A 26,235-nucleotide genomic window follows, 5' to 3' on the forward strand; every position below is an offset into this window, starting at 1 on the left:
GCGGCGTGCCGCAGCATGCGTCACAAGGCCCTTTTCTATTTTTGAAGTAGTCCGGGATAAGGCATAACAAACGCCACCCGATGTTGGTTTGGACGAGCGGCCGCAATTGTCCAGATCCTCCTGATTGAGGTTTGTATTGCCATGGTCCGTCGTACCAAAGAAGAAGCTCAGGAAACCCGGAGCAAAATCCTCGAAGCTGCCGAGCAGGCCTTTTATGAGCGGGGTGTTGCGCGTACCACGCTGGCTGATATTGCAGCACTGGCGGGTGTAACCCGTGGCGCGATTTACTGGCATTTCAGTAACAAGGCCGACCTGGTGCAGGCCATGCTGGACAGCTTGCATGAGCCACTGGATGAACTGGCCAAAGCCAGTGAAAGTCAGGACGAACTTGATCCGCTCGGGTGCATGCGCAAGCTGCTGGTTCATTTGTTTCGCCAGGTTGCCATCGATCCTCAAACCCGGCGTATCAATGAGATTTTGTTTCATAAGTGCGAATTCACTGACGAAATGTGTGACCTGCGCCGTCAACGCCAAGTGGCGAGTGTCGACTGTAACAGTCGAATCGAGCTTGCCCTGAATAATGCCATCCATCGCGAGCAACTCCCGAAGACCCTTGATGCCCGCCGCGCGGCTATCTGTCTGCACGCCTATATCGACGGTATTCTCGGCCAATGGCTGCTGGTCCCCGATAGTTTTGAGCTGCACAAGGAAGCTGAGACCTGGGTCGACACAGGGATAGAGATGCTGAGCCTGAGCCCAAGCTTGCGCAGCCGAGAGCAAATTGGTGAAGAGTCTAGTCCGATCGAACGATAAGGCGAGGGAAGATTCAACTCTACTTTCGGTATGGCTTCGAGATGCCTTTATATACGTCTAGGGCGCGGCTTTAAAGGTAGCGAGCTATGTATTTTGTAATGCAATTGTTAAGCCCCCCGTCGATCCTGGGTCAAGTCGGCTCAGTCTGTACGTCAGTGCTGACAAACTGGGGGCTGCGGGTATTTATTTCTGCGCCTCTGTCACTCATCCCTAGAGTTCGCGCATCTGCTTCCCCTACACTCGAAGAGCGCTTGGGTCGGTGGCCGGAGCAGCCAAAATCGCAGAGCGGGCGACTGCCAGCATGTTTGTGCGCTCTGGACGAAAGCAAAGATGCTGCGACCGGGATGCAGGCGTCGTGGCCAATTCGAGGAATAACCAGTGAACAAGATCTACTCGAGTGCCGAATCCGCCTTGCAGGGGATCGTCGAAGACGGGATGACCCTGGCAGTGGGTGGTTTTGGGTTGTGCGGCATCCCGGAGGCCCTGATTGCAGCCTTGCGTGACACGGGCAAGCGTGAGTTGACGGTTATTAGTAACAATGCGGGCGTGGACGGGTTCGGACTTGGCCAACTGCTGACGACCCGTCAGATCCGCAAAATGATTTCTTCTTATGTAGGCGAGAACAAAGAGTTTGAGCGCCAATACCTGGCCGGCGAGCTTGAACTGGAGTTTACCCCCCAAGGTACTCTGGCCGAGAAGTTGCGTGCAGGCGGCGCGGGTATCCCGGCGTTTTACACCAAAACCGGTTACGGCACCCTGGTGGCAGAAGGCAAGGAAACGCGTGAGTTCGATGGCGAGTGGTTTGTCATGGAGCGTTCACTGCGTGCCGACGTAGCGCTGGTCAAAGCCTGGAAGGCCGATAAATCCGGCAATCTGTTATTCAACAAAACCGCGCGCAATTTCAACCCGCTGGCTGCAATGGCGGCCAAGGTCTGTGTGGTTGAAGTAGAAGAAATCGTCGAAACAGGTGAGATCGAACCTGATCAGGTGCATTTACCGGGGATTTACGTACAGCGTCTGGTACTTAATCCCACTCCGGAAAAACGCATCGAACAACGCACTGTGCGGAGCGCCTGAACATGGCCTGGACTCGTGAAGAAATGGCGCATCGCGCCGCCCAAGAATTGCAGGACGGTTTTTACGTCAACCTTGGTATCGGTTTGCCGACTTTGGTAGCCAACTATATACCCGAGGGCATGGATGTCTGGCTGCAAAGTGAAAACGGCCTGCTGGGCATTGGCCCGTTTCCTGGTGAAGACGAAGTGGACGCGGACCTGATCAACGCCGGCAAGCAAACCATCACCACGTTGCCTGGCAGCAGTTTTTTCAACAGCGCCGACTCGTTCGCGATGATTCGCGGCGGGCATATCAACCTGTCGATTCTGGGGGCGATGCAGGTCTCCGAAAAAGGCGACCTGGCGAACTGGATGATTCCGGGCAAGATGGTGAAAGGCATGGGCGGTGCCATGGACCTGGTCGCTGGAGTCAAACGTGTGGTGGTGCTTATGGAACACACCGCCAAGGGTGGCACGCACAAGCTGCTCAAGCAGTGCGATCTGCCGCTGACAGGGGTGGGGGTGGTTGACCGTATCATCACCGATCTGGCCGTGCTTGATGTGACCGATCAAGGGCTAAAGCTGGTTGAGCTGGCCTCAGGCGTGACGCTGGAACAGCTCAAAGAGGCGACCGGCTGCGCAATTAATGGCTAACCGGATGACTGGCGGGCGGCGGTCGCATCGCCGGCAAGCCGGCTCCCGCACTGGAGCTGTGGCGGGCTGAGGGATTGATATCCCGCCCGCTGCTTGTGGGAGCCGGCTTGCCGGCGATACAGGCGGTGCGATAGCTGTGCCAAAAACGCCAAAAGCCCCGGCTCGCAGGAGACGGGGCTTTTTGCTGCAGCGTGAATCAGCGTTCCAGATCTTTGATCTTGCCTTTCACACCATCAAACTCTTCCGCGTCCGGCAGAGCGTCTTTCTTCTCAGTGATGTTTGGCCAGATTTCAGCCAGCTCAACATTCAACTGAATGAATTCTTGCATGTCAGCGGGCACTTCATCTTCAGAGAAGATGGCTTGCGCCGGGCATTCAGGCTCACAAAGCGCGCAGTCGATGCACTCATCCGGGTGAATCACCAGGAAGTTCGGGCCTTCGTAAAAGCAGTCCACCGGACAGACTTCTACGCAGTCGGTGTACTTGCACTTGATGCAGTTGTCGGTGACGACGAAGGTCATTTCTAATTTTCTCCTCAGGCGGCGGCAGCGAATCCCTTCCAGGACGGGTTCGCCGGGCTCGGGAGTGATATCTACAGACCAGGCTAAAAGGTCAGTAGCATCCCGAACCGCGCGCGATTCTATCAGCTTGAACGCATCAGCGTTAGATGCGTGTCTTTAATGTGTAGAGCAAATCAAGTGCTTTACGTGGCGTCATGTTGTCCAGATCGACCTTGGACAGGTCGTCCAGCACCGGATGCGGCAGGCTGGCAAACATGTCGCTTTGCTGTGGCGGCGATTTTTTACCGGGCGTCGGACGGGGTGCTTCATGGGGCAGACTGGTGGTCTCCAGACGGCTCAAGTGCTCGCGGGCCCGGGTGATGACTTCGGGCGGCACGCCGGCCAGCTGGGCTACCGCCAGGCCATAGCTCTGACTCGCCGGGCCCGGCAATACATGGTGCAGGAACACGATTCGCTCATTGTGCTCGGTTGCGCTCAAGTGCACGTTGGCCACCAGCGGCTCATTTTCGGGCAGTACGGTCAGCTCGAAATAGTGCGTGGCAAACAGGGTGTAGGCGCGCAATTGGGCGAGACGTTCTGCCGCAGCCCAGGCCAGTGACAGGCCGTCGAAAGTACTGGTGCCGCGTCCAACTTCATCCATCAGCACCAGGCTGCGCTCGGTGGCGTTATGCAGGATGTTGGCGGTTTCGCTCATTTCAACCATAAAGGTCGAACGCCCGCCCGCCAGGTCATCGCTGGAACCGATTCGGGTGAAGATCCGGTCCACCAGCGACAGCTCGCAACTGGCAGCAGGAACGAAGCTGCCTATGTGCGCCAGCAGTACGATCAATGCGGTCTGGCGCATGTAGGTCGATTTACCGCCCATGTTAGGACCGGTAATCACCAGCATGCGGGTGTTGTCATCCAGCGCCAGGTCGTTGGCCACGAACGGCGTAGTCAACACTTGCTCTACCACCGGATGGCGGCCCTGGTTGATGCGCATGCAGGGTTCGTCAACAAAGCGCGGGCAGTTCAAATCGAGGTTCAGCGCGCGTTCGGCCAGGTTGCTCAGGACATCCAGCTCAGCCAGGGCAGCGGCGGTGTCCTGCAGCGGCGGCAGCTCACCGATCAGGGTTTCGAGCAATGCTTCGTAGAGCATTTTCTCCCGGGCCAGTGCACGGCTTTTCGCCGACAGGGCTTTGTCTTCGAAAGCTTTGAGTTCCGGGGTGATAAAACGCTCGGCGCCTTTTAGCGTCTGGCGGCGGATGTAATCAGCCGGGGCTTGCTCGGCCTGCTTGCTTGGCAGCTCGATAAAGTAGCCATGTACCCGGTTGTAACCGACCTTGAGGTTGGCCAGCCCGGTTCGGGCTTTTTCCCGGGCTTCCAGATCGATCAAAAACTGTCCGGCGTTTTCGCTCAGTGATTGCAGCTCATCCAGCTCGGCGTCATAACCGGTTTTCAATACCCCGCCATCGCGGATCACCGCCGGCGGGTTGTCGTTAATTGCTTTTTCCAGCAATGCCGCCAGCTCGGGATAGGTACCGGTGCTGGTGGTCAATTGCTGCAGGTGTGGTGCTTCGAGCCCGATCATCGCGTCTTGCAGTTCGGGCAGGGCACCCAAGGCATCGCGCAAGCGCGCCAGATCTCGCGGGCGCGCATTACGCAGGCCGATACGGGCCAGAATGCGCTCCAGATCGCCAATCTCTTTAAGCTGCGGCTGCAGTTTTTCGAAACGGTAGCCATCCAGCAAGCAGGTAATCGACGACTGGCGGGCCAGCAGCACAGGCAAATCGCGCAATGGGCGGTTCAGCCAGCGGGTTAGCAAACGGCTACCCATTGACGTCTGGCAGCGGTCCACCACGGACTGCAATGTATTGTCGCGACCACCGGCCAGGTTGGTGTCCAGCTCCAGGTTGCGTCGACTGGCACCGTCGAGCACCACGGTATCGTCGAGGCGTTCATGACGCAGGCTGCGTAAATGGGGCAGGGCGGTACGCTGGGTTTCCTTGGCGTAACTGAGCAAGCAACCGGCAGCGCCAATGGCCAGGGTCAGGTTCTCGCAACCGAAGCCTTTAAGGTCCTGGGTTGAAAACTGTTGGCACAGACTTTTCAGCGCCGAGTCGCGCTCAAAGTCCCAGGGTGCACGGCGTCGAACGCCACGGCGTTTTTCCGCAGGCAGGCCTTGGGGCCAATCGTCCGGGATCATCAATTCAACCGGGTTGATGCGCTCCAGCTCGGCCAGCAGGTTTTCCCAGCCTTTGATTTCCAGTACCGAGAAATTGCCACTGGTGATGTCCAGTACCGCCAGACCAAACAAGCGTTCGTCGCCCAGCACCGCTGCAATCAGGTTGTCACGACGCTCATCAAGCAGCGCCTCATCGCTGACCGTACCCGGGGTGATGATGCGCACCACCTGGCGGTCAACCGGGCCCTTGCTGGTCGCCGGATCGCCGACCTGTTCACAAATCACCACCGACTCGCCGAGTTTTACCAGCTTGGCCAAATACCCTTCGGCGGCATGGTAAGGAATCCCGCACATCGGAATCGCCTGTCCGGCCGACTGCCCGCGCGCCGTGAGGGTGATGTCCAGCAACTTGGCGGCTTTCTTCGCGTCTTCATAGAAGATCTCGTAGAAGTCGCCCATGCGATAGAACATCAACTGATCAGGGTGCTGGTTTTTCAGGCGCCAGTACTGCTGCATCATCGGTGTGTGGCTGGAGAGGTCGGAGCTGTTTTTACTCATGAGAGGCTTAGGCGGATTCGTTTTGAAAGTGGGGAAAGGCAGGCGCGCAGCCTGAGATTTTCATAATGGTCGCAAGGTTAACATGTCAGCTACCCGCATCTACAGGGGGACTCCGGGCTGCTATTAATAGAAGAAATTGCGTTTGCCATCTGCAAACAGCGCCAGCACTATTCCCGTCATGTCTAAACGAACTGTTTCAACTGTCCTCAACGAACTGCTGGTTCGTCACCGGATCAGCGCCATGGCGCTGCACCGCAGTACCGGTGTGCCGCAGTCCACGCTGTCGAGAATTTTGAGCGGCAAGATTGCCGATCCCTCTGATCGGCACATCTCCAGAATTGCCGAATACTTCCGCATCAGTACGGATCGGCTGCGGGGTCGGGACGATAGTCATCTGCTTGTCCCGAGCGAGCACCTGCACCCGGAGTTGCATGATATCTGTCTGTGGGATGACGACACCCCGGTGGCGGATGACGAAGTCTCCATTGCGTTCCTGCGTCAGGTGGAGCTGGCAGCCGGGACGGGGCGCTTTGCCATTGAAGAGAGCGAGCGTGCCCGGCTGCGTTTTGGCAAGCGCAGCCTACGCCACAATGGCGTGGAGTTTGACCAGGCAAAGTGCGTGACAGTGCGCGGCGACAGCATGCTGCCGGTGTTGCGCGATGGTGCAACGGTTGGCGTCAATGCAGGCAAGCGCATGCTCGATGAGGTCGTCGACGGTGATCTGTATGCGATCAATCACAACGGTGAGCTGCGGGTAAAGCAGCTCTATCGTCTGGCAGGCGGGATTCGTTTGCGCAGCTTCAACCGGGATGAATACCCGGATGAAGACTATGCCTACAACGATCTGGAGGATGAACAACTGGTGATCCTCGGACATGTGTTCTGGTGGGGGATGTACGCTCGCTAGCGCAAATTTCAAAAAAAAGCCCACATGAACGTGGGCTTTTTTTTGTCTTTTTAAAGACCAATCCTACGGTCTGCGCCCTCTTTGTTGGCTTGTACAGGTGCGCTGAAAAATATATGCACTGATGCATTGACTGTATATCCATACATGCATAGTCTTTGCTTCATGGCAGTTTTCAAGTGCAGGGAGGCGACGTAACCGATAGCGCCCGCTTTCAGTCCAGGCCAGAAACTGGCGCTTATCAATTAAGGAATCAGGAGTGATGACATGCTGAATGAACCGCAACTACTGCTGGAGATGCCGGTTTTGCTGGTCATTCTTCTCGCCCTGGTGGGTGGCATTTTTGGTGAAATGTGGCGGGCCGACAAAGACGGCGCCAGCGGATGGTTGCTGGTGCGGCGCCTGGCCCTGCGTTCGGGGGCCTGCATGGTGTGCGGTGTCTCGACTTTCATGCTGCTGTACGCGGCAGGGATGTCTATCCTGGCGGCCGGTGCTTTTGGTTGCCTGACCGCTTTGGCCGGAGCGGATGCAGCCATCAGTCTGTACCAGCGCTGGGCGGCCAAGCGGCTTGGGGTCGATGGTTCTGCCGATTCTCGGATTGAACCGTAAGAGCGGGAGCTTTTTCCTGTGGGATGTCTGTCATGACAGTGGAGCCGTCTTGCAACACCCGGCTGCTCGTGTAGGTTATGGCGCTTACTGACCCCATCGGGAGAGAACCATGGACCCAATATCTCGACTCGCAGCTGAACTTGGGCACCAGTTACAAACTCTGAACGCTCAAGTAACGACCGCCGAGTCCTGCACCGGGGGGGGCATTGCAGAAGCCATCACCCGAATTGCCGGCAGTTCCGCCTGGTTTGAGGCGGGTTTTGTAACCTACTCCAATCAGCAAAAGACCCGGCAGCTGAATGTCCCGCAACCTTTGTTTACCCAGGTAGGCGCAGTCAGTCGCGAGGTCGTCGAGGCGATGGTGCGTGGCGCGCAGGTGCAAAGTGCTGCGCGGTTTGCCGTAGCGGTAAGTGGTGTTGCCGGGCCGGGCGGCGGTTCGCTGGACAAGCCGGTTGGTACTGTCTGGCTGGCGTGGGGGGTTGGCAATGAGGTTTCGGCCGAGCGCAGGCACTTTGCCGGGAATCGCGATGAAGTACGTCGGCAAACGGTGATTGCCGCTCTGGAAGGGCTAATACGCCGAACGGTACGAGAAATAAAAAATCAGGGGTAGGCGATCGTTTATCGCTGTGGAATAATACTGGCTACTTATACAGTTATCGGCCGTCAGGCCTTATTGATTACGAGAGGACTTTAATGGACGACAACAAGAAGAAAGCCTTGGCTGCGGCCTTGGGTCAGATCGAACGTCAATTCGGCAAGGGCGCCGTGATGCTCATGGGCGATCAGGAACGCCAGGCAGTTCCGGCGATCTCTACCGGTTCGCTGGGTCTGGACATCGCACTGGGCATTGGCGGTCTGCCTAAAGGCCGTATTGTTGAAATCTACGGTCCTGAGTCTTCGGGTAAAACCACGCTCACCCTGTCGGTGATTGCCCAGGCGCAAAAAGCCGGTGCAACTTGCGCCTTCGTTGATGCCGAGCACGCTCTTGATCCTGAATACGCAGCCAAGCTGGGTGTGAACGTTGATGACCTGCTGGTCTCCCAGCCGGACACCGGTGAGCAGGCTCTGGAAATCACCGACATGCTGGTGCGTTCCAATGCAGTAGACGTGATCATTATCGACTCCGTTGCTGCACTGACGCCCAAAGCTGAAATTGAAGGCGACATGGGTGACATGCACGTCGGCCTGCAAGCCCGTCTGATGTCGCAAGCGCTGCGTAAAATCACCGGTAACATCAAGAACGCAAACTGCCTGGTGATCTTCATCAACCAGATCCGGATGAAAATCGGCGTGATGTTCGGTAGCCCGGAAACCACCACGGGTGGTAACGCGCTGAAGTTCTACGCTTCGGTTCGTCTGGATATCCGCCGCACCGGCGCGGTGAAAGAAGGCGACGTGGTTGTCGGTAGCGAAACCCGTGTCAAAGTGGTCAAGAACAAGGTTGCCCCGCCATTCCGTCAGGCTGAGTTCCAGATTCTTTACGGCAAGGGCATCTACCTCAATGGCGAGATGATCGACCTGGGCGTTTTGCACGGCTTCGTCGAGAAAGCGGGCGCCTGGTACAGCTATAACGGCAGCAAGATCGGCCAGGGCAAGGCCAACTCCGCCAAGTTCCTGGACGACAATCCTGATATCAAGGACACCCTTGAGAAGCAGCTGCGTGAAAAACTGCTGGGTCCAAAGACCGATAGTGAGCTTGCAGAAATAAAGAGCATGCCAAAGATGAGCAAGGCTGCCAAAGAAGCTGCAGCGCTGGCTGAAGCCGAAGAAATGGAAAACGCTACCGACAGCGATAACTGATAGATACCATGACGGCTGTTCTGGATAACCTCGTCGCGGTACGACGAACTGCAATGGACCTGCTCGCGCGACGTGAGCACGGTCGAGTCGAGCTGACGCGCAAGCTGCGTCAGCGAGGCGCTTGCCCCGACATGATCGATATCGCCCTCGACCGTTTAACGGAAGAGGGGCTGTTATCGGAGTCGCGCTACCTCGAAAGTTATATTTCCTACCGTGCCGGTTCTGGTTATGGCCCTTTGCGTATTCGCGAAGAGCTTAACCAGCGTGGCTTGCCCCGTGGGGATGTCGAGGAAGCGTTGCGCGAATGCGGCTTCAACTGGCAAGAAAAGCTGGAAGATACCTGGCGGCGCAAGTTTTCCGGGCAGATGCCGGACGATGCAAAAGAGCGTGCTCGCCAGGGGCGCTTCTTGAGTTACCGGGGTTATCCGCTTGAAATGATCGGCCGTCTGCTAAGTGGCCGAGAGTTCGATGACTGATAGCACTCAGTGTTGCTCTGTCATATAGCCTTCTGCTGCATTCCGGGCACAAAGGTGCTACTTGTCGGCGCGAACTTGTTGCAGGAGCGAGTTTGCTCTGCGAGCTGATCCTGAGTTGAAACACTCGGATCAGCTCGCAGAGCAAACTCTGTTCCTGCAGGACGTTTGAAGTGTTTGACGAACGCTCACCTTTTACCGAGTTACTGACTCACTCAGTACTGGCCCGGGTCCATTATCTACTTCAGCCCAGTTCTGCGGCAGGTTGATAAAATCGATCAACTCTCGCAGTCGCCCTTGATTACGGCCACTAAATGCAAAGCTCAGGCAGGTGAGGTGGCTGAACTTGGGATCTTCATGTTCAAAGCCTTCATAGCCCTGTTGCACGTAACTGCCGCTCAGGCAGATATCGGCAAATGTCTGCTGTATATGTTGCAGAGCCGAAATGCTCACGGGGCGCTTCATGCGTATCACAAAGTCTTTGGTCAACCAGCGGCTTGAATGGAAGTTGCTGTAGAACTGATTGATCTCGGCCACGGCCTCCTCGGCTGTATGGACCAGGCGCATCAACTTCAAATCATTGGGCAGAATGTACTGGTGGGCCTCCAGTTGATTGCGAATGAAGTCCAGTGCGCTTTGCCAGAATGTTCCACCGGGCATATCCAGTAACACCACGGGTACCAAGGGCGTTTTGCCGGTTTGCATCAATGTCAGTACTTCCAGCACTTCATCCAGGGTGCCAAAGCCGCCCGGGCACATGACCAGCGCATCTGCTTCTTTTATGAAAAACAGCTTGCGGGTAAAGAAGAAGTGAAATGCCAGCAGGTTGGCCGTGCCGTTGATGGTGGGGTTGGCCCGTTGCTCAAACGGCAGGGTGATATTGAAGCCCAGGCTGTGTTCCAGCCCTGCGCCCTCATGGGCCGCCGCCATGATGCCGGCGCCGCCTCCGGTAATCACCATGAAATCTGACTTTGCCAGGGTTGCGCCCACCTGGCGGGCCAGTGCATACAGCGGGTGCTCAACGGGTGTGCGAGCCGAGCCGAAGACTGTCACTTTACGCTGGCCCTTGAACTGCTCCAGCACGCGGAAGGTTTTTTCGAGTTCGCGAATGGCTTGCAGGGTGATCTTGGCATTCCAGCGATCAAAGTCGTCGTGGGCCATGCGCAATATGGTCAGGATCATCTCGCGATAAAGCGGGCGATTCGGACTATTTGACGCAATCTGCTGCAATTGTTCATCGACCTGTCGCGCAAGGTCCAGGCCCTGGCTTTCGAGAAGCGCGAGTGGCTCATTGGGTTGATCAGGCATGTACTTCTCCTTGTGTACAACATCCAGGATGGCGCCGCAAACGGGGCTGGCGCGCAGACACTTAGTGTCCAGCTGATGGCTTGATCATGGTCTTGCCGCATCCTGACTGGCAATAGCTAATTGCCTGATGTGCATGAAGAATGGTCGCTGCAGTGCAAGGGGGAGGAGGCAGGGTTCACACGCCGTATGGAGTTACGGCGTGTTGACGCAATGAAGAGAAAATCAGTTTTTCCGCTGGCAATTGTCAGCGCCGATGTCCTGGACCAAGACCGACTTGCCGGTTTTATATTCCGTGATAGCGAAGCGCATTGTGGCGCCCTTGGCCATCAGTTTGCGGAAGTTCGGGTTGCTGCACACGCTGCGGCCCAGTTGTGGCACTGCGGCTTCCGGGGCGGAACGCATTTGTGCAGCCAGGGTCGGGCTGGCTTCAAGATTATTGATCAATACCGTGCCATCGACGGTAAAACCTTTATCCAGAAGGTCGGCATTGATTGCGCGCGGCTTTCCTTCATTACTTTTTTCAGCCACCTGCTGCAGGTTTTTATTCAGATTGAATTCTGCAAGAGAGGCCGCTTGTGCGCCCAATGGCAGTGCAAGCAATAGAGCTACGGCTGGAATAATGGTGCGCAACATGAATCTCTCCTGATTGACGTGACGCAGGGTTTGACCCGTCATAGATCTGTGCGTTCAGTGGCGCAGGAGTATAAGGCCAGCATGAGCTGACAGGAAATGCCAAAGGTCATGGGGGCGAGTGCCGGCGCTCTGCCTCTGTTAGACTTCGCGCCTTTCTATTGTTTATCTGCTTGTGCGCCACTCATGGCGAATAAGCGGTTGGCGCCTTAAGTAAAAAACCATGACCCAGATGACCTTTTCCCCTAATGCAGTGGCCCGTTTACGAGACGAGCGTGAAGAGGAGAGCACCAAACCCTATTTGTCGCGGGGGTCACGGGCACCGCGTTGCCATACCTGTCGCGTTATAGAAAGCCATTGCCTGTGCAGTTGGCGGCCCAGGGTTAACGCGCGCTCGGGTGTGTGCCTGATCATGACCAAAAAGGAAGTGTTCAAGCCCAGCAATACAGGCTGGCTGATCGCTGATGTGGTGAGTGACAACTTCGCCTTTATCTGGTCGCGAACCGAGACCGATGAGGCGTTGCTCGCTTTGTTGTCTGATCCGCAGTGGCAACCCTATCTGGTATTCCCCGGAGAATATGTCGAGCCAGGACGTGTGACCCACACAGTGGATATCGACAGCAGCAAGCGCCCCCTGTTTATCTTGCTCGACGCTACCTGGACTGAAGCGCGCAAGATATTTCGCAAGAGTCCGTACTTCGATGCCTTGCCTATTTTAAGCCTGCTGCCGGAGAAACTCTCACGCTACCGTTTGCGCAGATCCACCCGCAGTGAGCACCTGTGTACCGCCGAAGTGGCCAGTTTGTGCCTCGATCTTGCGGGCGATAGCGACGCATCCACGGCGCTGGACGCGTATTTCGATGTCTTCAGCCAGCATTATCTGGATGCCCGGAATCAACTGCCGATGAATGAGTCCAGCGCGGCGCATCTGGAACTGGGTACTTTTTGTAAAAGACCTTCCCAGGAATCGGTCTCAATAGACTAAAGAAGTAGCGCTACAATTTTCGCGCAAATGCAGTTGAGTGCCCGAGAGGGTGAGGATGATAGCGCCGTGATGGCTTCAGTTTGGATCGGGACCTCAAGTTTTCAACTTGACCACCCCAGTCGTGCTGGGCATGCTTGGCGCCGATTCGGCTGCAACTGCTGCTAAAGCGCCCATATTTTCCGACGTTTAGCGTAAATCGCGCCCTTTGATGCACAGTATTTGCGCTGTTGCTCGAATTGCCTTAGCGAGTACTGGAATACATCAGGGCTCGCCTGAAAAACAGGATCATTTAAAAAATGGCCACATACGAAATCCTGATAGCCGACGACCATCCACTGTTTCGCAGTGCATTGCATCAAGCCGTGACTATGGGGCTGGGTTCTGATGTTCGTCTGGTTGAAGTCGCCAGTATTGCCGAGCTTGAAACACAGCTGGCAGTAAAGGCCGATTGGGATCTGGTACTGCTCGACTTGAACATGCCCGGCGCCTATGGTTTTTCCGGGCTGGTATTGCTGCGTGGCCAGTACCCGCAAATTCCGGTGGTAATGGTTTCAGCCCAGGAGGAAGCCTCGATCATGGTGCGCTCCCGTGAGTTTGGAGCCAGTGGCTTTATCCCCAAGTCCAGCTCGCTGGAAGACATTCAGAAGTCGGTACGGGCTGTGCTGGATGGCGATGTGTGCTGGCCGCCCCAGGCGTTTGAGGATGTACAGGTGTCAGCCGAGGCCAAGGCTGCCAGTGAGGGCCTTGCCAGTCTCACGCCCCAGCAGTTCCGGGTGCTGACCATGGTCTGCGAGGGTCTGCTGAACAAGCAGATCGCCTATGAGCTGAGTGTTTCCGAAGCGACCATCAAGGCGCACGTAACCGCCATTTTCCGTAAACTGGGGGTTCGTACCCGGACCCAGGCCGCGTTACTCTTGCAGCAACTTGAATCAATTTCGAGCCATTAAACTTGCCGCTCTTCACGTTTTTTTGACAAAGCGTGAACTAGCGTTCCCCTCTCATTTTTTACGCAGTTGCCTCTCTATGTCGCCTTTTAAAGGTAAAACCGGATTTAAACGGATTTTGAATGCCGGCGGCTACTCGCTGGACGGTTTGCGCGCGGCCTTTACCGGTGAAGCCGCTTTTCGCCAGTTGGTACTGCTCAATGTCGTGTTGATCCCGCTGAGCTTCTTTCTGAATGTCAGCCGGGTAGAGCGCGCCTTGTTGATCGCGGTATGCCTGCTGGCACTGATCGTTGAATTGCTGAACTCGGCGATCGAAGCGGCCATCGACCGCATCTCGCTCGATCTGCACCCGCTGTCCAAAAACGCCAAGGACATGGGCAGCGCCGCCCAGTTTGTGGTGCTGACCATGATTGCTGTGGTGTGGGCAGTGATTCTGCTTTAAGCGATTGTAGGCAATACGATCTCGTCGCTGCGCTGCACCCCCGCGGTGAAAGCGCGGCACAGTTCCAGAAATTCGCGCATGGCCGAGGTCTGATACTTCTTCTTGTGCCAGATAAAGAAGAACTGCCGGGCCAGATCTAGGTCGGGGGTCTCTACAGCGACCAGACTGCCGCGTCGAAAGGCGTCACGCAATGCCAGGCGAGAGATGCAGCCTATCCCCAGGCCTGACTCCACGGCGCGTTTGATTGCTTCGGTATGTTCCAGTTCGAGACGGATATTGAGCGTGCTTTGGTGATGGCGCATCGCCTGATCAAATGTCAGGCGGGTGCCGGAGCCTTGCTCGCGCAGAATCCAGGCTTCATGGGCCAGCTCTTGCAGGGAGGCATGGCCGCGCGCAGCCAGTGGATGTTGTGGGGCGCAAAACACCACCAGTTCATCTTCAACCCAACTCTGGACTTCGATGTCGGGGTGGCTGCAATCGCCTTCAATCAGACCCAGATCAATTTCATAATGCGCAACTTGCTGCACGATATGCGCAGTGTTTTGCACAATCAGTTTCACCTGGCTTTCCGGGTGAGCCTGCATGAAGCTGCCGATCAGCAAGGTGGCTAGGTAATTGCCAATGGTCAGGGTCGCGCCCACGGTCAATGAACCAAAGCCGGACTTGCCGTTGAGCAGGTCTTCGATTTCCTTGGCCTGATCCAGCAGGGCGACTGCCTGTGGCAGCAGTTGGCGGCCCAGCGCGTTGAGGCTTAAGCGTTTGCCTGCGCGATCGAACAACTGGCAGCTGGTCTGGCGCTCGAGTTCGGTGATTGAAGTACTGGCAGCAGATTGAGATAGGGCCAACAAGCCGGCAGCGCGAGACACGCTCTCCTGCTGGGCGACGGCAACGAATACCTGGAGTTGTCTGAGAGTAAATCGCATATCGATATAACCGATAACCCTTATCTTAATAATTCAGTTAACAGATATTGTCGTCGCCATTAGAATGTTATGCAATCGCGCCCATAGTCAGCGCTGGCGAATTTAGGAGCCCCGTACATGAGCAACATGAACCACGAACGTGTCCTCAGTGTTCATCACTGGAACGACACCCTGTTCAGCTTCAAGTGCACCCGCGACCCGGGCCTGCGCTTTGAGAACGGTCAGTTCGTGATGATCGGCCTGCAACAGCCCAATGGCCGTCCGCTTATGCGTGCCTATTCGATTGCCAGCCCGAACTGGGAAGAGCATCTGGAGTTCTTCAGCATCAAGGTGCCGGATGGCCCGCTGACTTCCCAGTTGCAGCACTTGAAGGAAGGCGACGAGATCATCATCAGCAAAAAACCGACAGGCACCCTGGTGCTTGACGATTTGAAGCCGGGCAAGCATTTGTATCTGCTGAGCACCGGTACGGGCCTGGCGCCATTCATGAGCGTCATCCAGGATCCGGAAACCTACGAGCGTTTCGAAAAAGTGATCCTGTGCCACGGTGTCCGTTACGTCAACGAAGTTGCTTATCGCGAGTTCATCACCGAGCACTTGCCACAGAACGAGTTCTTCGGCGAAGCGCTGCGTGACAAGTTGATCTACTACCCGACTGTGACCCGTGAGCCATTCGAAAACGAAGGCCGCCTGACCGATCTGATGCGCAGCGGCAAGCTGTTCAGCGATATTGGTTTGCCACCGATCAACCCGCAGGACGACCGCGCCATGTTGTGCGGCAGCCCGAGCATGCTTGATGAAACCAGCGAAGTGCTCAACAGCTTCGGGCTGAAAGTTTCGCCGCGTATGCGCGAGCCGGGTGACTACCTGATCGAGCGCGCCTTCGTCGAGAAGTAAGCGTCTCCGATTGAAAAATGTGGGAGCTGGCTTGCCAGACTCCCACATTTTGTTTGCGGCTATTGCTTCGGGATCACTTCCAGCACACGTATCACATCCGGCTGCGGGTAATGCCAGCGTACGTCCAGATCCCAAAAGCGGGCACCGTATTCGCGCTCTGGAGCAGGAATCTGGTAGGCCGGGCGTGGGTCCTGGGCCAGGCATTGCTCAATCAGCTCCACCAGCGGCTCTTGCAGGCGCAGGGCCTGGCTGTGTGCCTGTTGCAGGGCAGAGTCAGTCCAGTGCACGGGAATCAGCACCGGCGCGGCGCTGGCCATGCTGTTGCTGGCACTATCGATGATATCGGCGTAGGGCACGTACGGTTTGATGTCGAGAATCGGCGTCCCGTCCAGCAAGTCAATTCCCGAGATAAACAGCCGACCGGCTTCAACCCTGTCCAGCTTCACCACGGACTGGCCTATGCCATTGGGGCGATGGGTGGCGCGGGTGGCAAACACCCCCAGCGACTTGTTGCCCCCCAGGCGCGGCGGACGCACCTTGAGCCGGGGTTTGTCTTCCAGTGCCTGATGGAACACAAACAGCAGCCAGACATGGCTGACCTGCTCCAGGCCCTGCACGGCATCGCCTTGATCGAAGGGCGCGACCAGCTCCAGCACGCCACGGGCGGCCGGGGCCAGTTGCGGCTGGCGCGGAATGGCGAATTTCTCTTTGAAGCAAGAGCGCACAAAACCGATCGGGGAGACGCTGTAGGTCAAAAGTCATGCCTCTGTAGGAGCGAGCTTGCTCGCGATCGCATCACTGCGGTTATCCAGAACAATCGGGTTGTCTGCATTGCAGGCAAGCCAGTTCCTACAGGATTTATGGCGCCTGAAGGCCGAGTATCAGCCGCGAATGCGCAGGGTCAGACCCTTGAGGAAGTTGCGCAGCAACTGGTCGCCACAGGTGCGGTAGTTGGTGTGGCCGAATTTACGGAACAGGGCGCTCAGCTCGGGCTTGGAGACTGGAAACTCCGAAGCCTTGAGGATGGCGTGCATGTCGTCTTCCTTGAGTTCAAAAGCGACGCGCAGTTTTTTCAGGATCACGTTGTTGGTCACCGGCACTTCAATCTTGACCGCTGGACGGCTGTCATCCTTGCCGCGCTTGAAAATCACCAGACCATCAAGGAAGTGCGCCATCACTTCGTCAGGGCAGCGCACAAAACCTTCTTCTTCGTCTTTTTTCAGGTAGGTCAGGACGTCTTCTTTAGTGACGTCCAGGCCACCCAGTTTGATGATTTCAACGACCTTGTTGTCGCTGATGTCGAGCATGTAGCGCACGCTGCGCAGTACGTCGTTATGAATCATTTGGTCAATCCTGATATTCAGCAGTGAGCACCGCAGGCGTTGCTGCGGTGTCGAAATGTTCGGGGCGGTGCGCTATTTAGAACTTTTCTTTGGTCGTCATGTAGCGCCATTGGCCTGTAGGCAGCTTGCCCATCGAGACCCCGCCAATGCGAATCCGGCGCATGGAAATGACGGTAAGGCCTACAGCCTGACAGAACAGTGCAATAACGCCCGGCTGAGGGTTTTTCATTGCAAAGCGTAGGCGGTTTTCACTCTGCCAGCTGGCTTTAACCGCAGGCAGCTCGCGCCCTTTGTAGGTCATGCCGTGATTGAGCCGGTTCAAACCGTGGGGAGCCATCTCGCCAGAGACTTCGACCACGTATTCCTGCTCGATTTTGTTGGCGTCGGCGGTCAGCTTGCGGACGATTTTCCAGTCCTGGGTAAACACCAGCAGGCCGCTGGCGTTGGCCTGGAGTTCGTTGCCAACGCTCAGGCGCAGAAAGTGGCCCTTGAGCGGACGCTTGCCGTAGCGGTGTTCTTCGCTCAGTGACTCGGGGCCGATCAGGGCCATGGCGCTGTCAGTATCCAGGCCTGGCGGAGCGTTCAGCAAAATGGTCACAGGCTCGGGGGCCGTGGCCTTGGCTTGCGGGTCCAGCTCGACTTTTTGGTTGTCGACCTTGAATTGCGGCTCGTCGATGACTTCGCCATCTACCGTGACCCAGCCACCTTCAATGAACAGTTCGGCCTCACGGCGGGAGCAGCCGACGAGTTCGATGAGGCGTTTGGAGAGACGTATCGGTTCAGACATGACAGGGGCCGTAAAGGAATTGGGCGGCTATTGTACCCGCCTGGCGCCGGTTAAGCCCGGCAACATTTGCCTTATGCGCGTGTTGGGCGCTTATACCGCAGGTGCAGTAGCGGATAAGGCTGGCCCATGCCGTCTTTTTCGCTGCGTCCGGCCACCTCAAAGCCCTGCTTGAGGTAAAAGCCGATGGCTTGCGGGTTTTGCTGATTGACGTCCAGTGCCTGTGCATTCAGTTCGTCGATGGCGAATTTGAGCAGGCACTTGCCAATGCCCTGGCCCCGGAAGTGCGGGTGGATGAAGAGCATTTCAACCTTGCCCGCAGCTACTCCGGCAAAACCGCTGATGCGTTTGCTGACAGGATCCTTGCAGCAGATCAGCATCACGGCGTCCAGATACTGGTCTTTGACCAGTTGGCGCAGTTGTTGAATATAACTGTCGGGCAAAAAGTCATGGGTGGCGCGAACCGAGGCTTCCCACACGTCGGTCAATTCTTCGAAGTCCGTAAGGCGGGGTGTATGGATAGCCCATTTCTGTTGCATCGTGCATGTCTCCTGACGATGGAAGCGACAGGTTTACGATAGCCGTAAAAAAAGCCCTGACGCCAGGGCGGCAGGGCTTTTTGAGACGCGGTCGCTGTTTAGATGACTTCAGCCCACAAGTCATACTCGTCAGCATCGGTCACACGGCACATGATCTTGTCGCCGGGCTTGATGTCTTTTTCGGTGGCGATAAATACGTTGCCGTCGATTTCCGGAGCGTCGAAGAAGCAACGGCCAACAGCGCCTTGCTCGTCTACTTCGTCAATCAGGACTTCGATTTCCTTGCCGATTTTCATCTGCAGGCGGGCCGCGCTGATGGCCTGCTGGTGGGCCATGAAGCGGTCCCAGCGGTCCTGCTTGATGTCATCCGGCACGATGGCCGCGTCCAGCAAATTGGCCGGAGCACCTTCCACAGGGGAGTACTGGAAGCAGCCTACGCGATCCAGTTGCGCTTCTGTCAGCCAGTCGAGCAGGTACTGGAAGTCCTCTTCGGTCTCGCCCGGGAAGCCGACAATGAAGGTCGAGCGGATGATCAGGTCCGGGCAGATGACGCGCCAGTTCTTGATGCGGGCCAGGGTCTTGTCTTCAAATGCCGGGCGCTTCATGGCCTTGAGCACTTTCGGGCTGGCGTGCTGGAACGGGATGTCCAGGTACGGCAGGATCTTGCCGGCGGCCATCAGCGGAATCAGCTCGTCAACGTGCGGGTACGGGTAAACGTAGTGCAGGCGTACCCAGACACCCAGCGAGCTCAGTGCTTCGCAGAGTTCGGTCATGCGGGTCTTGACCGGCGCGCCGTTCCAGAAACCGGTACGGTATTTCACGTCTACGCCATAGGCGCTGGTGTCCTGGGAAATCACCAGCAGCTCTTTGACGCCGGCCTTGACCAGGCGCTGGGCTTCGTCGAGGACGTCGCCTACCGGGCGGCTGACCAGTTTGCCGCGCATCGACGGGATGATGCAGAAGCTGCAGCTGTGGTTGCAGCCTTCGGATATCTTCAGGTACGCGTAGTGACGCGGCGTCAGTTTGACACCTTGAGGCGGCACCAGGTCGATCAGCGGGTTGTGGTTCAGGTTGGGGGGCACGGCGTCGTGCACGGCGTTGACCACTTGCTCGTACTGCTGCGGGCCGGTGACGGCCAGCACGCTCGGGTGAACATTGCGGATGGCGCTTTCTTCCACGCCCATGCAGCCGGTCACGATAACCTTGCCGTTTTCCTTGATGGCTTCACCAATCACTTCCAGTGATTCAGCCTTGGCGCTGTCGATGAAACCGCAGGTGTTGACCACCACGACATCGGCGTCCTGGTAGGTAGAGACGACATCGTAGCCTTCCATACGCAGCTGCGTGAGGATGCGTTCGGAGTCGACCAGGGCTTTGGGGCAACCCAGGGAGACGAAGCCGACCTTGGGGGCGGCTGGCGTGGTAACGGTGGACATGGCGAACCTCGGTATGTAGTGACGTTACATGCCCGTAAAGGCTGCACGACGAACGGGCGCTTGATGCGCCTCTGATCAAAAAAAGTGCGCAATTTTAGCTATGGTCAACGCAGTTGACCAGCGTTATACAGGGATTTACGACGAGTGCTGCGCTATGCTGCGCGCCGTTGCGAAAATAGGGTTTTTAAACAGCGCAATTTCGTCAATGTGAGTCGGAAAATCAGCGCATGCTGCTGATCAAAAGTGGCGCAAACCATTAAGAAGCACGGTCCGTGATCGTAGGAGTGGTTGATGGGGCAGGTAAGTAGTCAGGCTGCAGAAGACGGTCACGCAAAGGTAAAGCCCATCGGGATGCTGGTTGCTGCAGTTGGCGTGGTGTACGGCGATATCGGCACCAGTCCGCTGTACACCCTTAAAGAGGTGTTTTCGGGCGGCTACGGAGTACAGGTCAGCCACGATGGCGTGTTCGGCATTTTGGCGTTGATCCTGTGGTCGCTGATCTGGGTCGTGTCGATCAAGTACGTTCTGTTTATCCTGCGGGCCGACAACGAGGGCGAGGGCGGGATCATGGCCCTTACCGCGTTGGCGCGACGGGCTGCTGCGCCTTATCCCAGGCTGCGCTCGGTGCTGGTCATTCTGGGGTTGATCGGGGCTTCGCTGTTTTACGGCGACAGCATGATCACTCCGGCGATCTCGGTACTGTCTGCCGTCGAAGGGCTTGAGCTGGCGTTCACCGGGCTGGAGCGCTGGGTGGTGCCCCTGTCCCTGGTCATCCTGATTGCGCTGTTTTTGATCCAGCGCCGGGGTACCGCCATGCTGGGCAAGCTGTTTGGCCCGATCATGGTGCTGTGGTTTGTGGTGCTGGGCGGACTCGGGATACACGGTATCTTGCAGCATCCTGAAGTGTTGAACGCGCTGAACCCGGTATGGGGTGTACGTTTCTTTGTCTCTCACCCGGGCATGGGCGTTGCCATTCTGGGCGCCGTGGTGCTGGCTTTGACGGGGGCCGAAGCGCTGTATGCCGACATGGGGCACTTCGGGCGCAAGCCGATTGCCCGGGCCTGGTTCATTCTGGTATTGCCGGCGCTGGTGCTGAACTACTTCGGCCAGGGGGCCTTGTTGCTGGAAAACCCGGAGGCGGCCCGCAACCCTTTCTATCTGTTGGCACCCAGCTGGGCACTGATCCCGCTGGTGGGCCTGGCTACGCTGGCGACCGTGATTGCATCCCAGGCCGTGATTTCCGGTGCGTTCTCCTTGACCCATCAGGCCATTCAGCTGGGTTATGTACCGCGTATGCATATCCAGCACACCTCCAGTGCCGAGCAGGGGCAGATTTATATCGGAGCAGTGAACTGGTCCTTGATGGTCGGGGTTATTTTGCTGGTGCTGGGCTTTGAGTCCTCCGGCGCTCTGGCTTCGGCCTATGGTGTGGCCGTGACCGGGACCATGCTGATCACCAGTATTCTGGTATCGGCGGTGATGCTGCTGCTGTGGAAGTGGCCGCCAGTTCTGGCGGTCCCGGTGTTGATCGGCTTTCTCCTGGTGGACGGCCTGTTCTTTGCCGCCAACGTGCCGAAAATTGTCCAGGGCGGTGCATTCCCGGTACTGGCGGGGATTGTGCTGTTCATCCTGATGACCACCTGGCGGCGCGGTAAACAGCTATTGGTCGACCGTCTTGATGAAAGCGCGTTGCCGCTACCGCTGTTCATCAGCAGCATTCGGGTGCAGCCGCCGCATCGGGTACAGGGTACGGCCGTGTTTCTGACCGCCCGGCCAGATGCCGTGCCCCACGCGCTGCTGCACAACCTGTTGCACAACCAGGTGCTGCATGAGCAGGTGGTGTTGCTGACCGTGGTCAACGAAGATTCGCCGCGGGTGCCTGCCCAGAGGCGTTTCGAGGTGGACTCCTATGGCGACGGCTTCTTCCGGGTGATCCTGCACTTCGGCTTTATGGATGAGCCGGATGTGCCTGAGGCGTTGAAACTGTGCCATCTCGACGAGCTGGATTTCAGTCCGATGCGCACCACCTACTTCCTGAGCCGGGAAACGGTGATTGCCTCCAAGATTGTGGGCATGGCGCGTTGGCGCGAGACGCTGTTTGCCTTCATGCTGAAGAACGCCAACGGCAACCTGCGATTCTTCAGGCTACCCGTCAACCGGGTAATTGAGCTGGGAACCCAGGTCGAGATGTAGCCCTGTCGAGATGACCAAAAAAAGCCCCGGTTCGTGAGAACCGGGGCTTTTTTGTTGCTGACTGCTGCAGGGTTGCGGGGGATTACGGTGCGGTTGCCTGATGCTTCTTGATGACGTCTACCAGGCGCTGGGCCAGAGCCGGGTAGTTCTCGTCAAAGTGATGACCCCCTGGCAGCTTCATGCTTTCACCGACGGCGGTCTTGGCAGTGCAGCCGCTTTCATCGACTTCTTCCGCGCCATAAATGCACACCACTTTGGCGGCAGGCAGCCTGGACATCTCTTCGCCGGTATCGGCTTCTGCGCCGGCTTTGCCAAGCCAGCCGTCGACGTGGATTTCAAAGCTGCCGCTACGGGCAAAAGCCAGCAGGATGATGGCGTCAACGCGCTTTTGCTCGGCTTCAGGCAGGCGGTTGAAGGTGGCAGGCAACACGTCGGCACCAAATGAATAGCCGACCAGTACAAAGCGCTGGGTACCCCACTTTTGCCGATAGTGCTGCATCAGCTCGGTCAGATCGGTAGCGCTTTGCTCCGGGGTCTTGTGCTGCCAGTAGTAGCGCAGCATGTCGATGCCGACCACCGGGTAGCCGATCTTCGCCATCTCGCCGGCCACGTCGCGATCCAGGTCGCGCCAGCCGCCGTCACCGGACAGGAACAGGGTCACGGTGCTGTTTTGCTGGCCGGCCGGTACTTCGACCACAGGCATGTTCAGCCCGCCGTTTTCATCCCCCACCAGTATTTTGCGCAGCTCATTGCTGAGTACTTGGGGGTAGTGAATGTCGTAGTCGCTGATGCTGGTCTGAGCATTCGGCTGATCGCGTACGAAGGCGGCGCTCGGGTCGTCAGGGTTGTCGTTCCAGGCCACCAGCCAATTGCCGTGTGCCGCCGACTTGGGCAAGGGCAGGGTGCAGCCGGGTTGTTCGAGCATGAAACCGACTGACACGGCTTGCGCCTTGTCATCGGTTTGCCCGGCCAGCCAGCGCCAGGCCAGGGTTGCGCCAGGACCTATGCCACTGACCAGCGTGGCAGGGCCGTCAAGCTCTTGCAGTGCGTTCTGCAGGGCCTGTTGCTGCAGGGTGCAATCTTCCTTGGGCAGGATCACCTGCACCAGTTGTGCTTTGCCGCCACGGCTCAAGGCCATCAGCTGGGTGTCGCTCAGTGCTTCTTCGACCGGAGTGGCTATTACGATCCGGGCCCTGGCTTTCTGGCCGGGTATCACTTTGGTCAGGGTCGAGCCGTCGGTTTGGCTCAGGTGTTCTATCGTCGGTTCCGGGGCAGGACGATTCCAGAACCAGTAGCCGCCTGCTGCAAGCGCGACCAGAACTATCAAGGTAAGCAATAAAAACCGCCAGGAACGATGTTTCATTAACGTTTCACCAATCCAGTCAAGCCGCCTGCAATCAGGGCGGCGGTATCAGCCAGTGCCACCAGCGGATCAAGTCCTGCGGGCACGGCCATATAACGAGGTTCCCAGTCAGGCTGGAATTTGTCTTTAAAGCGACGCAAACCCTGGAAGTTGTACAGGTGCTCGCCGCGCTGGAACAACATCGACCCCAGACGCTGGGTCAAAGGCGCTCCGCGACGCGGTTGCAGACCGGACAGGGGTACCATTCCCAGGCTGAAACGTGCGTATCCATGCTTTTTATAATGTTGAATCAGGCCGACCATCATGAATTCCATGGTCAGTTTTGGGGCCTCCGGGTGGGCGCGCATCAGGTCGAGGCTCGACAGTTCATGACTGTGGGTCTCAAGCAGGTTGGCGAAAGCCACCGGTTTGCCTTCAAAGCGGATAATGGCCACGCGAAAGTGCTTGATGTACTCGGTGCTGAATCTTCCGAGGGAAAAGCCTTTTTCGCGCACGTTCTTGCCCGTCAGCCAGGCATCGGAAATCACCTTGAGCTCATCCATCGGCGCCTCTCCCGGCTCATGGATTTCCAGTGACAGGCCATCACGTGTGCCGCGATTCCAGGTGTAGCGCAGGTCTTTCATCTCTTTGCCTTTGGCTTCGAGATCAAAACGGTGCAAGTCGACCCGGGCTTCTTCGCCGAGTTTGATCGCGGTCAGGCCAATGTCCATATAGAACGGCAGGTTCTCGGCGCGCACTTGATAAAACACCGGCCGGGCGTGGTAGATATCGCACAGGTCACGGAACTGCCAGATCAGCTCGGCCCGGGGCTGGTTAGGCCCGATGGGGTCATACAGAGCTACCAGGCTGCGGCCTCGGCGGGCGTACATCAGGAAGGCGTTGTCGTCCGGATGGAACAGCAGGGCCTTGTCGCCGGTCAGGGCCAGGCCGCCATCGGGCTGATCGGAGGCCAGGAGGATTTTCTCGGCCCTTTCCAGCTCCCCGGCGTCCGGCAAGTGGATTACCGGGCGCGCGGTGCGCAGCAGCCAGGTCAGCGAAACAATCACCAGCAGCACTGCCGCGCCCATCAGTGAGCGCAGGCCCCGCGGGGCGTCAGAATCAAGGGTGAACTGCCACCACAGCTGATGGCTATAAGGAACGTCTTGATAGGCGAACAGCAGCAGCCAGATCGAGGCACCCAGGACGCAAATGCTGGCCACCAGATACAGTGGCGAAAAGGGTAGTTCGGTCAGGCGGCTCGGGCGGTAGAACGAGCGGCGAAACAGTCCCAGCAGGCTGGCGGTGAGAACCAGAATGGAGGCTTCCTCCCAGTCAAAGCCTTTGAGCAGGGAAAGCACGGCGCCCACCAGCAGCAAAATGGTGGTCAGCATCCAGGCTGCCGACAAGCGCCGGCGCAGGCCCTGGGCCAGTAGCAGGCACAGAACCCCGATCAGGCTGGCGCCGAAGTGCGAGGCGTCAATCAGGCGATGGGGGATCAGGAAGCCGATGTGTTCCAGGCGGGTGTCGATCTCGGGAGTGGCGCCCGAGAACAGCAAAACCACCCCGGACATAAACACCAGAACAGCCAGGACCGGTGCCGCGAGGCCTGAGGCCACCCGCAGGCTTTGGCGGGTATGAATCAGTCGTTGGGCTTCGTTGATCAGCAGCATCAGGCATGCGACCAGCAGCGGCATGATCACATAGATCATGCGATACAGCAGCAGGGCCGCAGCCAGGGGTGCGGCACCCAGCTGGTTGGCAAAGGCGGCAAGCAAGATGGCTTCAAAGACCCCGACGCCGCCCGGCACATGGCTGAGTACGCCGGCAGCCAGCGCCAGCAGATAAACCAGCAGGAATGGACCAAAAGGCGGTGCTTCAGGCAGCAATAAATACAGGACTGTGGCCGCAGCGGCGACATCCAGTGCCGTAATGACCAGCTGCAACAGGGTCAGGCGCGGGCTTGGCAGACGCAGCGTGCGGCGTCCGGCCTTTACCAGCAGGTTGTCGGGGATCGGCTGCTCGGGCAGGCGACGTCGATAAATACCCAGCGCCAACAAACCGAATAACGCCAGAACCGCAAAAGCGATCGCCCCCAATAGATAGGCGGGAATATGCAAGGCGGCGGAGGCCGCAGGCAGGTTGCTCAGGGTTGCCAGCGCCGCGAGGGGCGGTAGTGCGCAGCCCAGGGACAGGCTGGCAAACAGCGTCATATGGGCGACTTCGGAGGCGCCAACACCATGTCGTGCATACAGGCGATAACGCACAGAGCCGCCGGACAACAGTGACAGGCCGATGGCGTTGCCAATGGCAAAGGCGGTAAAGCCCCCCAGGGCCAGGGTTTTGGGGGGTAGCTTGACCCCTGCATAACGACTGGCGGACCACTCGTAGCCGAGCAAAATCACGAACCCTACGGCCGTCGCAGCCAGGGCGCCGAGGAGGGCGGGCTTGGGGACTTCCAGAATTGAGTCTTGCAGGGCATATAGATCAAGCTCGCTGAGCAGATGCCGGCACGCGATCAGCGCAATCGCAAACAACAGTAAAGTGAGTGCAAGGCCAATGGGTTGACGGTATTTGCTCAACAAATCCAGCCAGCGCAAACGAGTTGCGGCAATCGGGTGGGCTGCTGTAACGGCTTCTTTAAGTTCTGGCGAGTTATCGGGCATCAATCACCTCGTGGATCGTGCGCGACAGGATGGGGGCATAAACTCAAGTTACCAATCCTTTTGGCTAAAGTTTTTCAAAATATTGCCAGTTGTTTGTCTGAGGTTCAGGTTTGGCGTTTGAAAAAAAGGTAATTGCCGGCCCACAGCATAGTCGAACGGATTTTCAGAAATATGATGTTTATTTTTCGCTGGTCGTCTATTGCAGACTTTTCGAGCACGCACAAAAAAGGCCACTCTTTCGAGTAGCCTTTTTTGA

General features: G+C 57.4%; 25 protein-coding genes. 13 read left to right on the forward strand and 12 right to left on the reverse strand.

The features are described 5' to 3' along the window. Window positions 1-141: 141 nt before the first annotated feature. From B195_RS05315 to B195_RS05325, 3 genes are all read left to right on the forward strand, one after another. Window positions 142-813, forward strand: coding sequence for a TetR family transcriptional regulator (locus B195_RS05315; protein ID WP_003443052.1), 672 nt, complete (start codon window positions 142-144; stop codon window positions 811-813). Window positions 814-1,191: 378 nt separating this feature from the next. Continuing rightward, window positions 1,192-1,890, forward strand: coding sequence for a CoA transferase subunit A (locus tag B195_RS05320; RefSeq protein WP_003443050.1), 699 nt, complete (start codon window positions 1,192-1,194; stop codon window positions 1,888-1,890). A gap of 2 nt (window positions 1,891-1,892) precedes the next feature. Further along, window positions 1,893-2,522 carry a CoA transferase subunit B gene (locus B195_RS05325; protein WP_003443048.1) on the forward strand — a complete coding sequence of 210 codons (630 nt, stop codon included), beginning with the start codon at window positions 1,893-1,895 and terminating at the stop codon, window positions 2,520-2,522. A 196-nt stretch (window positions 2,523-2,718) separates the two neighbouring features. Here the strand turns inward: B195_RS05325 and fdxA are convergent, their stop codons facing one another. Beyond that, entirely contained in the window at window positions 2,719-3,042 is a 324-nt protein-coding gene (gene fdxA / locus B195_RS05330; RefSeq protein ID WP_003443045.1) for a ferredoxin FdxA, read from the reverse strand. A 142-nt stretch (window positions 3,043-3,184) separates the two neighbouring features. Beyond that, window positions 3,185-5,764 (reverse strand): DNA mismatch repair protein MutS, encoded by a 2,580-nt coding sequence (gene mutS / locus B195_RS05335; protein ID WP_003443042.1) that lies wholly within the window; start codon window positions 5,762-5,764, stop codon window positions 3,185-3,187. A 178-nt stretch (window positions 5,765-5,942) separates the two neighbouring features. Here mutS and B195_RS05340 point away from each other — a divergent pair, with 178 nt between their 5' ends. The 5 genes from B195_RS05340 (at window position 5,943) to recX (ending at window position 9,553) form a co-directional block, all read left to right on the forward strand. Continuing rightward, entirely contained in the window at window positions 5,943-6,671 is a 729-nt protein-coding gene (locus B195_RS05340; RefSeq protein WP_083912790.1) for an XRE family transcriptional regulator, read from the forward strand. Between the two features lie 264 nt (window positions 6,672-6,935). Beyond that, window positions 6,936-7,277, forward strand: coding sequence for a phage holin family protein (locus B195_RS05345; protein ID WP_003443035.1), 342 nt, complete (start codon window positions 6,936-6,938; stop codon window positions 7,275-7,277). A 109-nt stretch (window positions 7,278-7,386) separates the two neighbouring features. Further along, window positions 7,387-7,887 (forward strand): CinA family protein, encoded by a 501-nt coding sequence (locus B195_RS05350; RefSeq protein ID WP_003443032.1) that lies wholly within the window; start codon window positions 7,387-7,389, stop codon window positions 7,885-7,887. Between the two features lie 83 nt (window positions 7,888-7,970). Next, a complete protein-coding gene (gene recA / locus B195_RS05355; protein WP_003443029.1) occupies window positions 7,971-9,077 on the forward strand; it encodes a recombinase RecA in 1,107 nt (368 codons plus the stop codon). Window positions 9,078-9,085: 8 nt separating this feature from the next. Then, entirely contained in the window at window positions 9,086-9,553 is a 468-nt protein-coding gene (recX, locus tag B195_RS05360; protein WP_003443026.1) for a recombination regulator RecX, read from the forward strand. A 192-nt stretch (window positions 9,554-9,745) separates the two neighbouring features. Here the strand turns inward: recX and B195_RS05365 are convergent, their stop codons facing one another. Both B195_RS05365 and B195_RS05370 read right to left on the reverse strand, forming a co-directional pair. Beyond that, on the reverse strand, window positions 9,746-10,858 hold the full coding sequence (locus tag B195_RS05365) for a TIGR00730 family Rossman fold protein (protein WP_003443023.1): 1,113 nt from the start codon (window positions 10,856-10,858) through the stop codon (window positions 9,746-9,748). Between the two features lie 222 nt (window positions 10,859-11,080). After that, on the reverse strand, window positions 11,081-11,491 hold the full coding sequence (locus B195_RS05370) for a PA3611 family quorum-sensing-regulated virulence factor (protein WP_003443021.1): 411 nt from the start codon (window positions 11,489-11,491) through the stop codon (window positions 11,081-11,083). Window positions 11,492-11,720: 229 nt separating this feature from the next. Between B195_RS05370 and B195_RS05375 the strand changes: the two genes are divergently transcribed. The 3 genes from B195_RS05375 to B195_RS05385 all read left to right on the forward strand — a co-directional run bounded on the left by B195_RS05375 (window position 11,721) and on the right by B195_RS05385 (window position 13,859). Next, complete coding sequence (locus B195_RS05375) at window positions 11,721-12,473, forward strand: tRNA-uridine aminocarboxypropyltransferase (RefSeq protein WP_029612271.1); 753 nt, start codon at window positions 11,721-11,723, stop codon at window positions 12,471-12,473. 296 nt (window positions 12,474-12,769) lie between these two features. Next, window positions 12,770-13,420: a response regulator transcription factor ErdR gene (erdR, locus tag B195_RS05380; RefSeq protein WP_003443017.1), complete on the forward strand. Its 651-nt coding sequence runs from the start codon at window positions 12,770-12,772 to the stop codon at window positions 13,418-13,420. Between the two features lie 76 nt (window positions 13,421-13,496). Next, on the forward strand, window positions 13,497-13,859 hold the full coding sequence (locus B195_RS05385) for a diacylglycerol kinase (RefSeq protein ID WP_003443016.1): 363 nt from the start codon (window positions 13,497-13,499) through the stop codon (window positions 13,857-13,859). Here the strand turns inward: B195_RS05385 and B195_RS05390 are convergent. Further along, a complete protein-coding gene (locus B195_RS05390; RefSeq protein WP_003443015.1) occupies window positions 13,856-14,782 on the reverse strand; it encodes a LysR family transcriptional regulator in 927 nt (308 codons plus the stop codon). The two genes, B195_RS05385 and B195_RS05390, sit on opposite strands and share 4 nt — an antisense overlap. A 117-nt stretch (window positions 14,783-14,899) precedes the next feature. Between B195_RS05390 and fpr the strand changes: the two genes are divergently transcribed. Next, window positions 14,900-15,679 carry a ferredoxin-NADP reductase gene (gene fpr, locus B195_RS05395; RefSeq protein WP_003443014.1) on the forward strand — a complete coding sequence of 260 codons (780 nt, stop codon included), beginning with the start codon at window positions 14,900-14,902 and terminating at the stop codon, window positions 15,677-15,679. 59 nt (window positions 15,680-15,738) lie between these two features. On the opposite strand, the gene tsaA is transcribed toward fpr, so the two are convergent. The 5 genes from tsaA to rimO all read right to left on the reverse strand — a co-directional run bounded on the left by tsaA (window position 15,739) and on the right by rimO (window position 19,781). Further along, entirely contained in the window at window positions 15,739-16,434 is a 696-nt protein-coding gene (gene tsaA, locus B195_RS05400; protein ID WP_003443013.1) for a tRNA (N6-threonylcarbamoyladenosine(37)-N6)-methyltransferase TrmO, read from the reverse strand. Window positions 16,435-16,560: 126 nt separating this feature from the next. Further along, complete coding sequence (locus tag B195_RS05405; protein WP_003443012.1) at window positions 16,561-17,022, reverse strand: DUF1456 family protein; 462 nt, start codon at window positions 17,020-17,022, stop codon at window positions 16,561-16,563. A gap of 76 nt (window positions 17,023-17,098) precedes the next feature. Then, window positions 17,099-17,809, reverse strand: coding sequence for an rRNA pseudouridine synthase (locus B195_RS05410; RefSeq protein ID WP_003443011.1), 711 nt, complete (start codon window positions 17,807-17,809; stop codon window positions 17,099-17,101). A 71-nt stretch (window positions 17,810-17,880) separates the two neighbouring features. Then, window positions 17,881-18,345, reverse strand: coding sequence for a GNAT family N-acetyltransferase (locus B195_RS05415; RefSeq protein WP_003443010.1), 465 nt, complete (start codon window positions 18,343-18,345; stop codon window positions 17,881-17,883). Window positions 18,346-18,443: 98 nt separating this feature from the next. Beyond that, window positions 18,444-19,781: a 30S ribosomal protein S12 methylthiotransferase RimO gene (gene rimO / locus B195_RS05420; RefSeq protein WP_003443009.1), complete on the reverse strand. Its 1,338-nt coding sequence runs from the start codon at window positions 19,779-19,781 to the stop codon at window positions 18,444-18,446. Window positions 19,782-20,072: 291 nt separating this feature from the next. On the opposite strand from rimO, the gene B195_RS05425 reads away from it, so the two are divergent. Then, entirely contained in the window at window positions 20,073-21,974 is a 1,902-nt protein-coding gene (locus B195_RS05425; protein ID WP_003443008.1) for a potassium transporter Kup, read from the forward strand. An 82-nt stretch (window positions 21,975-22,056) separates the two neighbouring features. Here the strand turns inward: B195_RS05425 and B195_RS05430 are convergent, their stop codons facing one another. After that, a complete protein-coding gene (locus tag B195_RS05430) occupies window positions 22,057-23,337 on the reverse strand; it encodes a virulence factor family protein (RefSeq protein ID WP_003443006.1) in 1,281 nt (426 codons plus the stop codon). After that, complete coding sequence (gene mprF / locus B195_RS05435) at window positions 23,337-25,979, reverse strand: bifunctional lysylphosphatidylglycerol flippase/synthetase MprF (protein ID WP_003443005.1); 2,643 nt, start codon at window positions 25,977-25,979, stop codon at window positions 23,337-23,339. Before mprF ends, B195_RS05430 begins: the two co-directional genes overlap by 1 nt. Window positions 25,980-26,235 lie beyond the last annotated feature (256 nt).

Origin of the sequence: Pseudomonas sp. Lz4W (assembly GCF_000346225.2) — a bacterium.
Taxonomy (GTDB): domain Bacteria; phylum Pseudomonadota; class Gammaproteobacteria; order Pseudomonadales; family Pseudomonadaceae; genus Aquipseudomonas; species Aquipseudomonas paraversuta.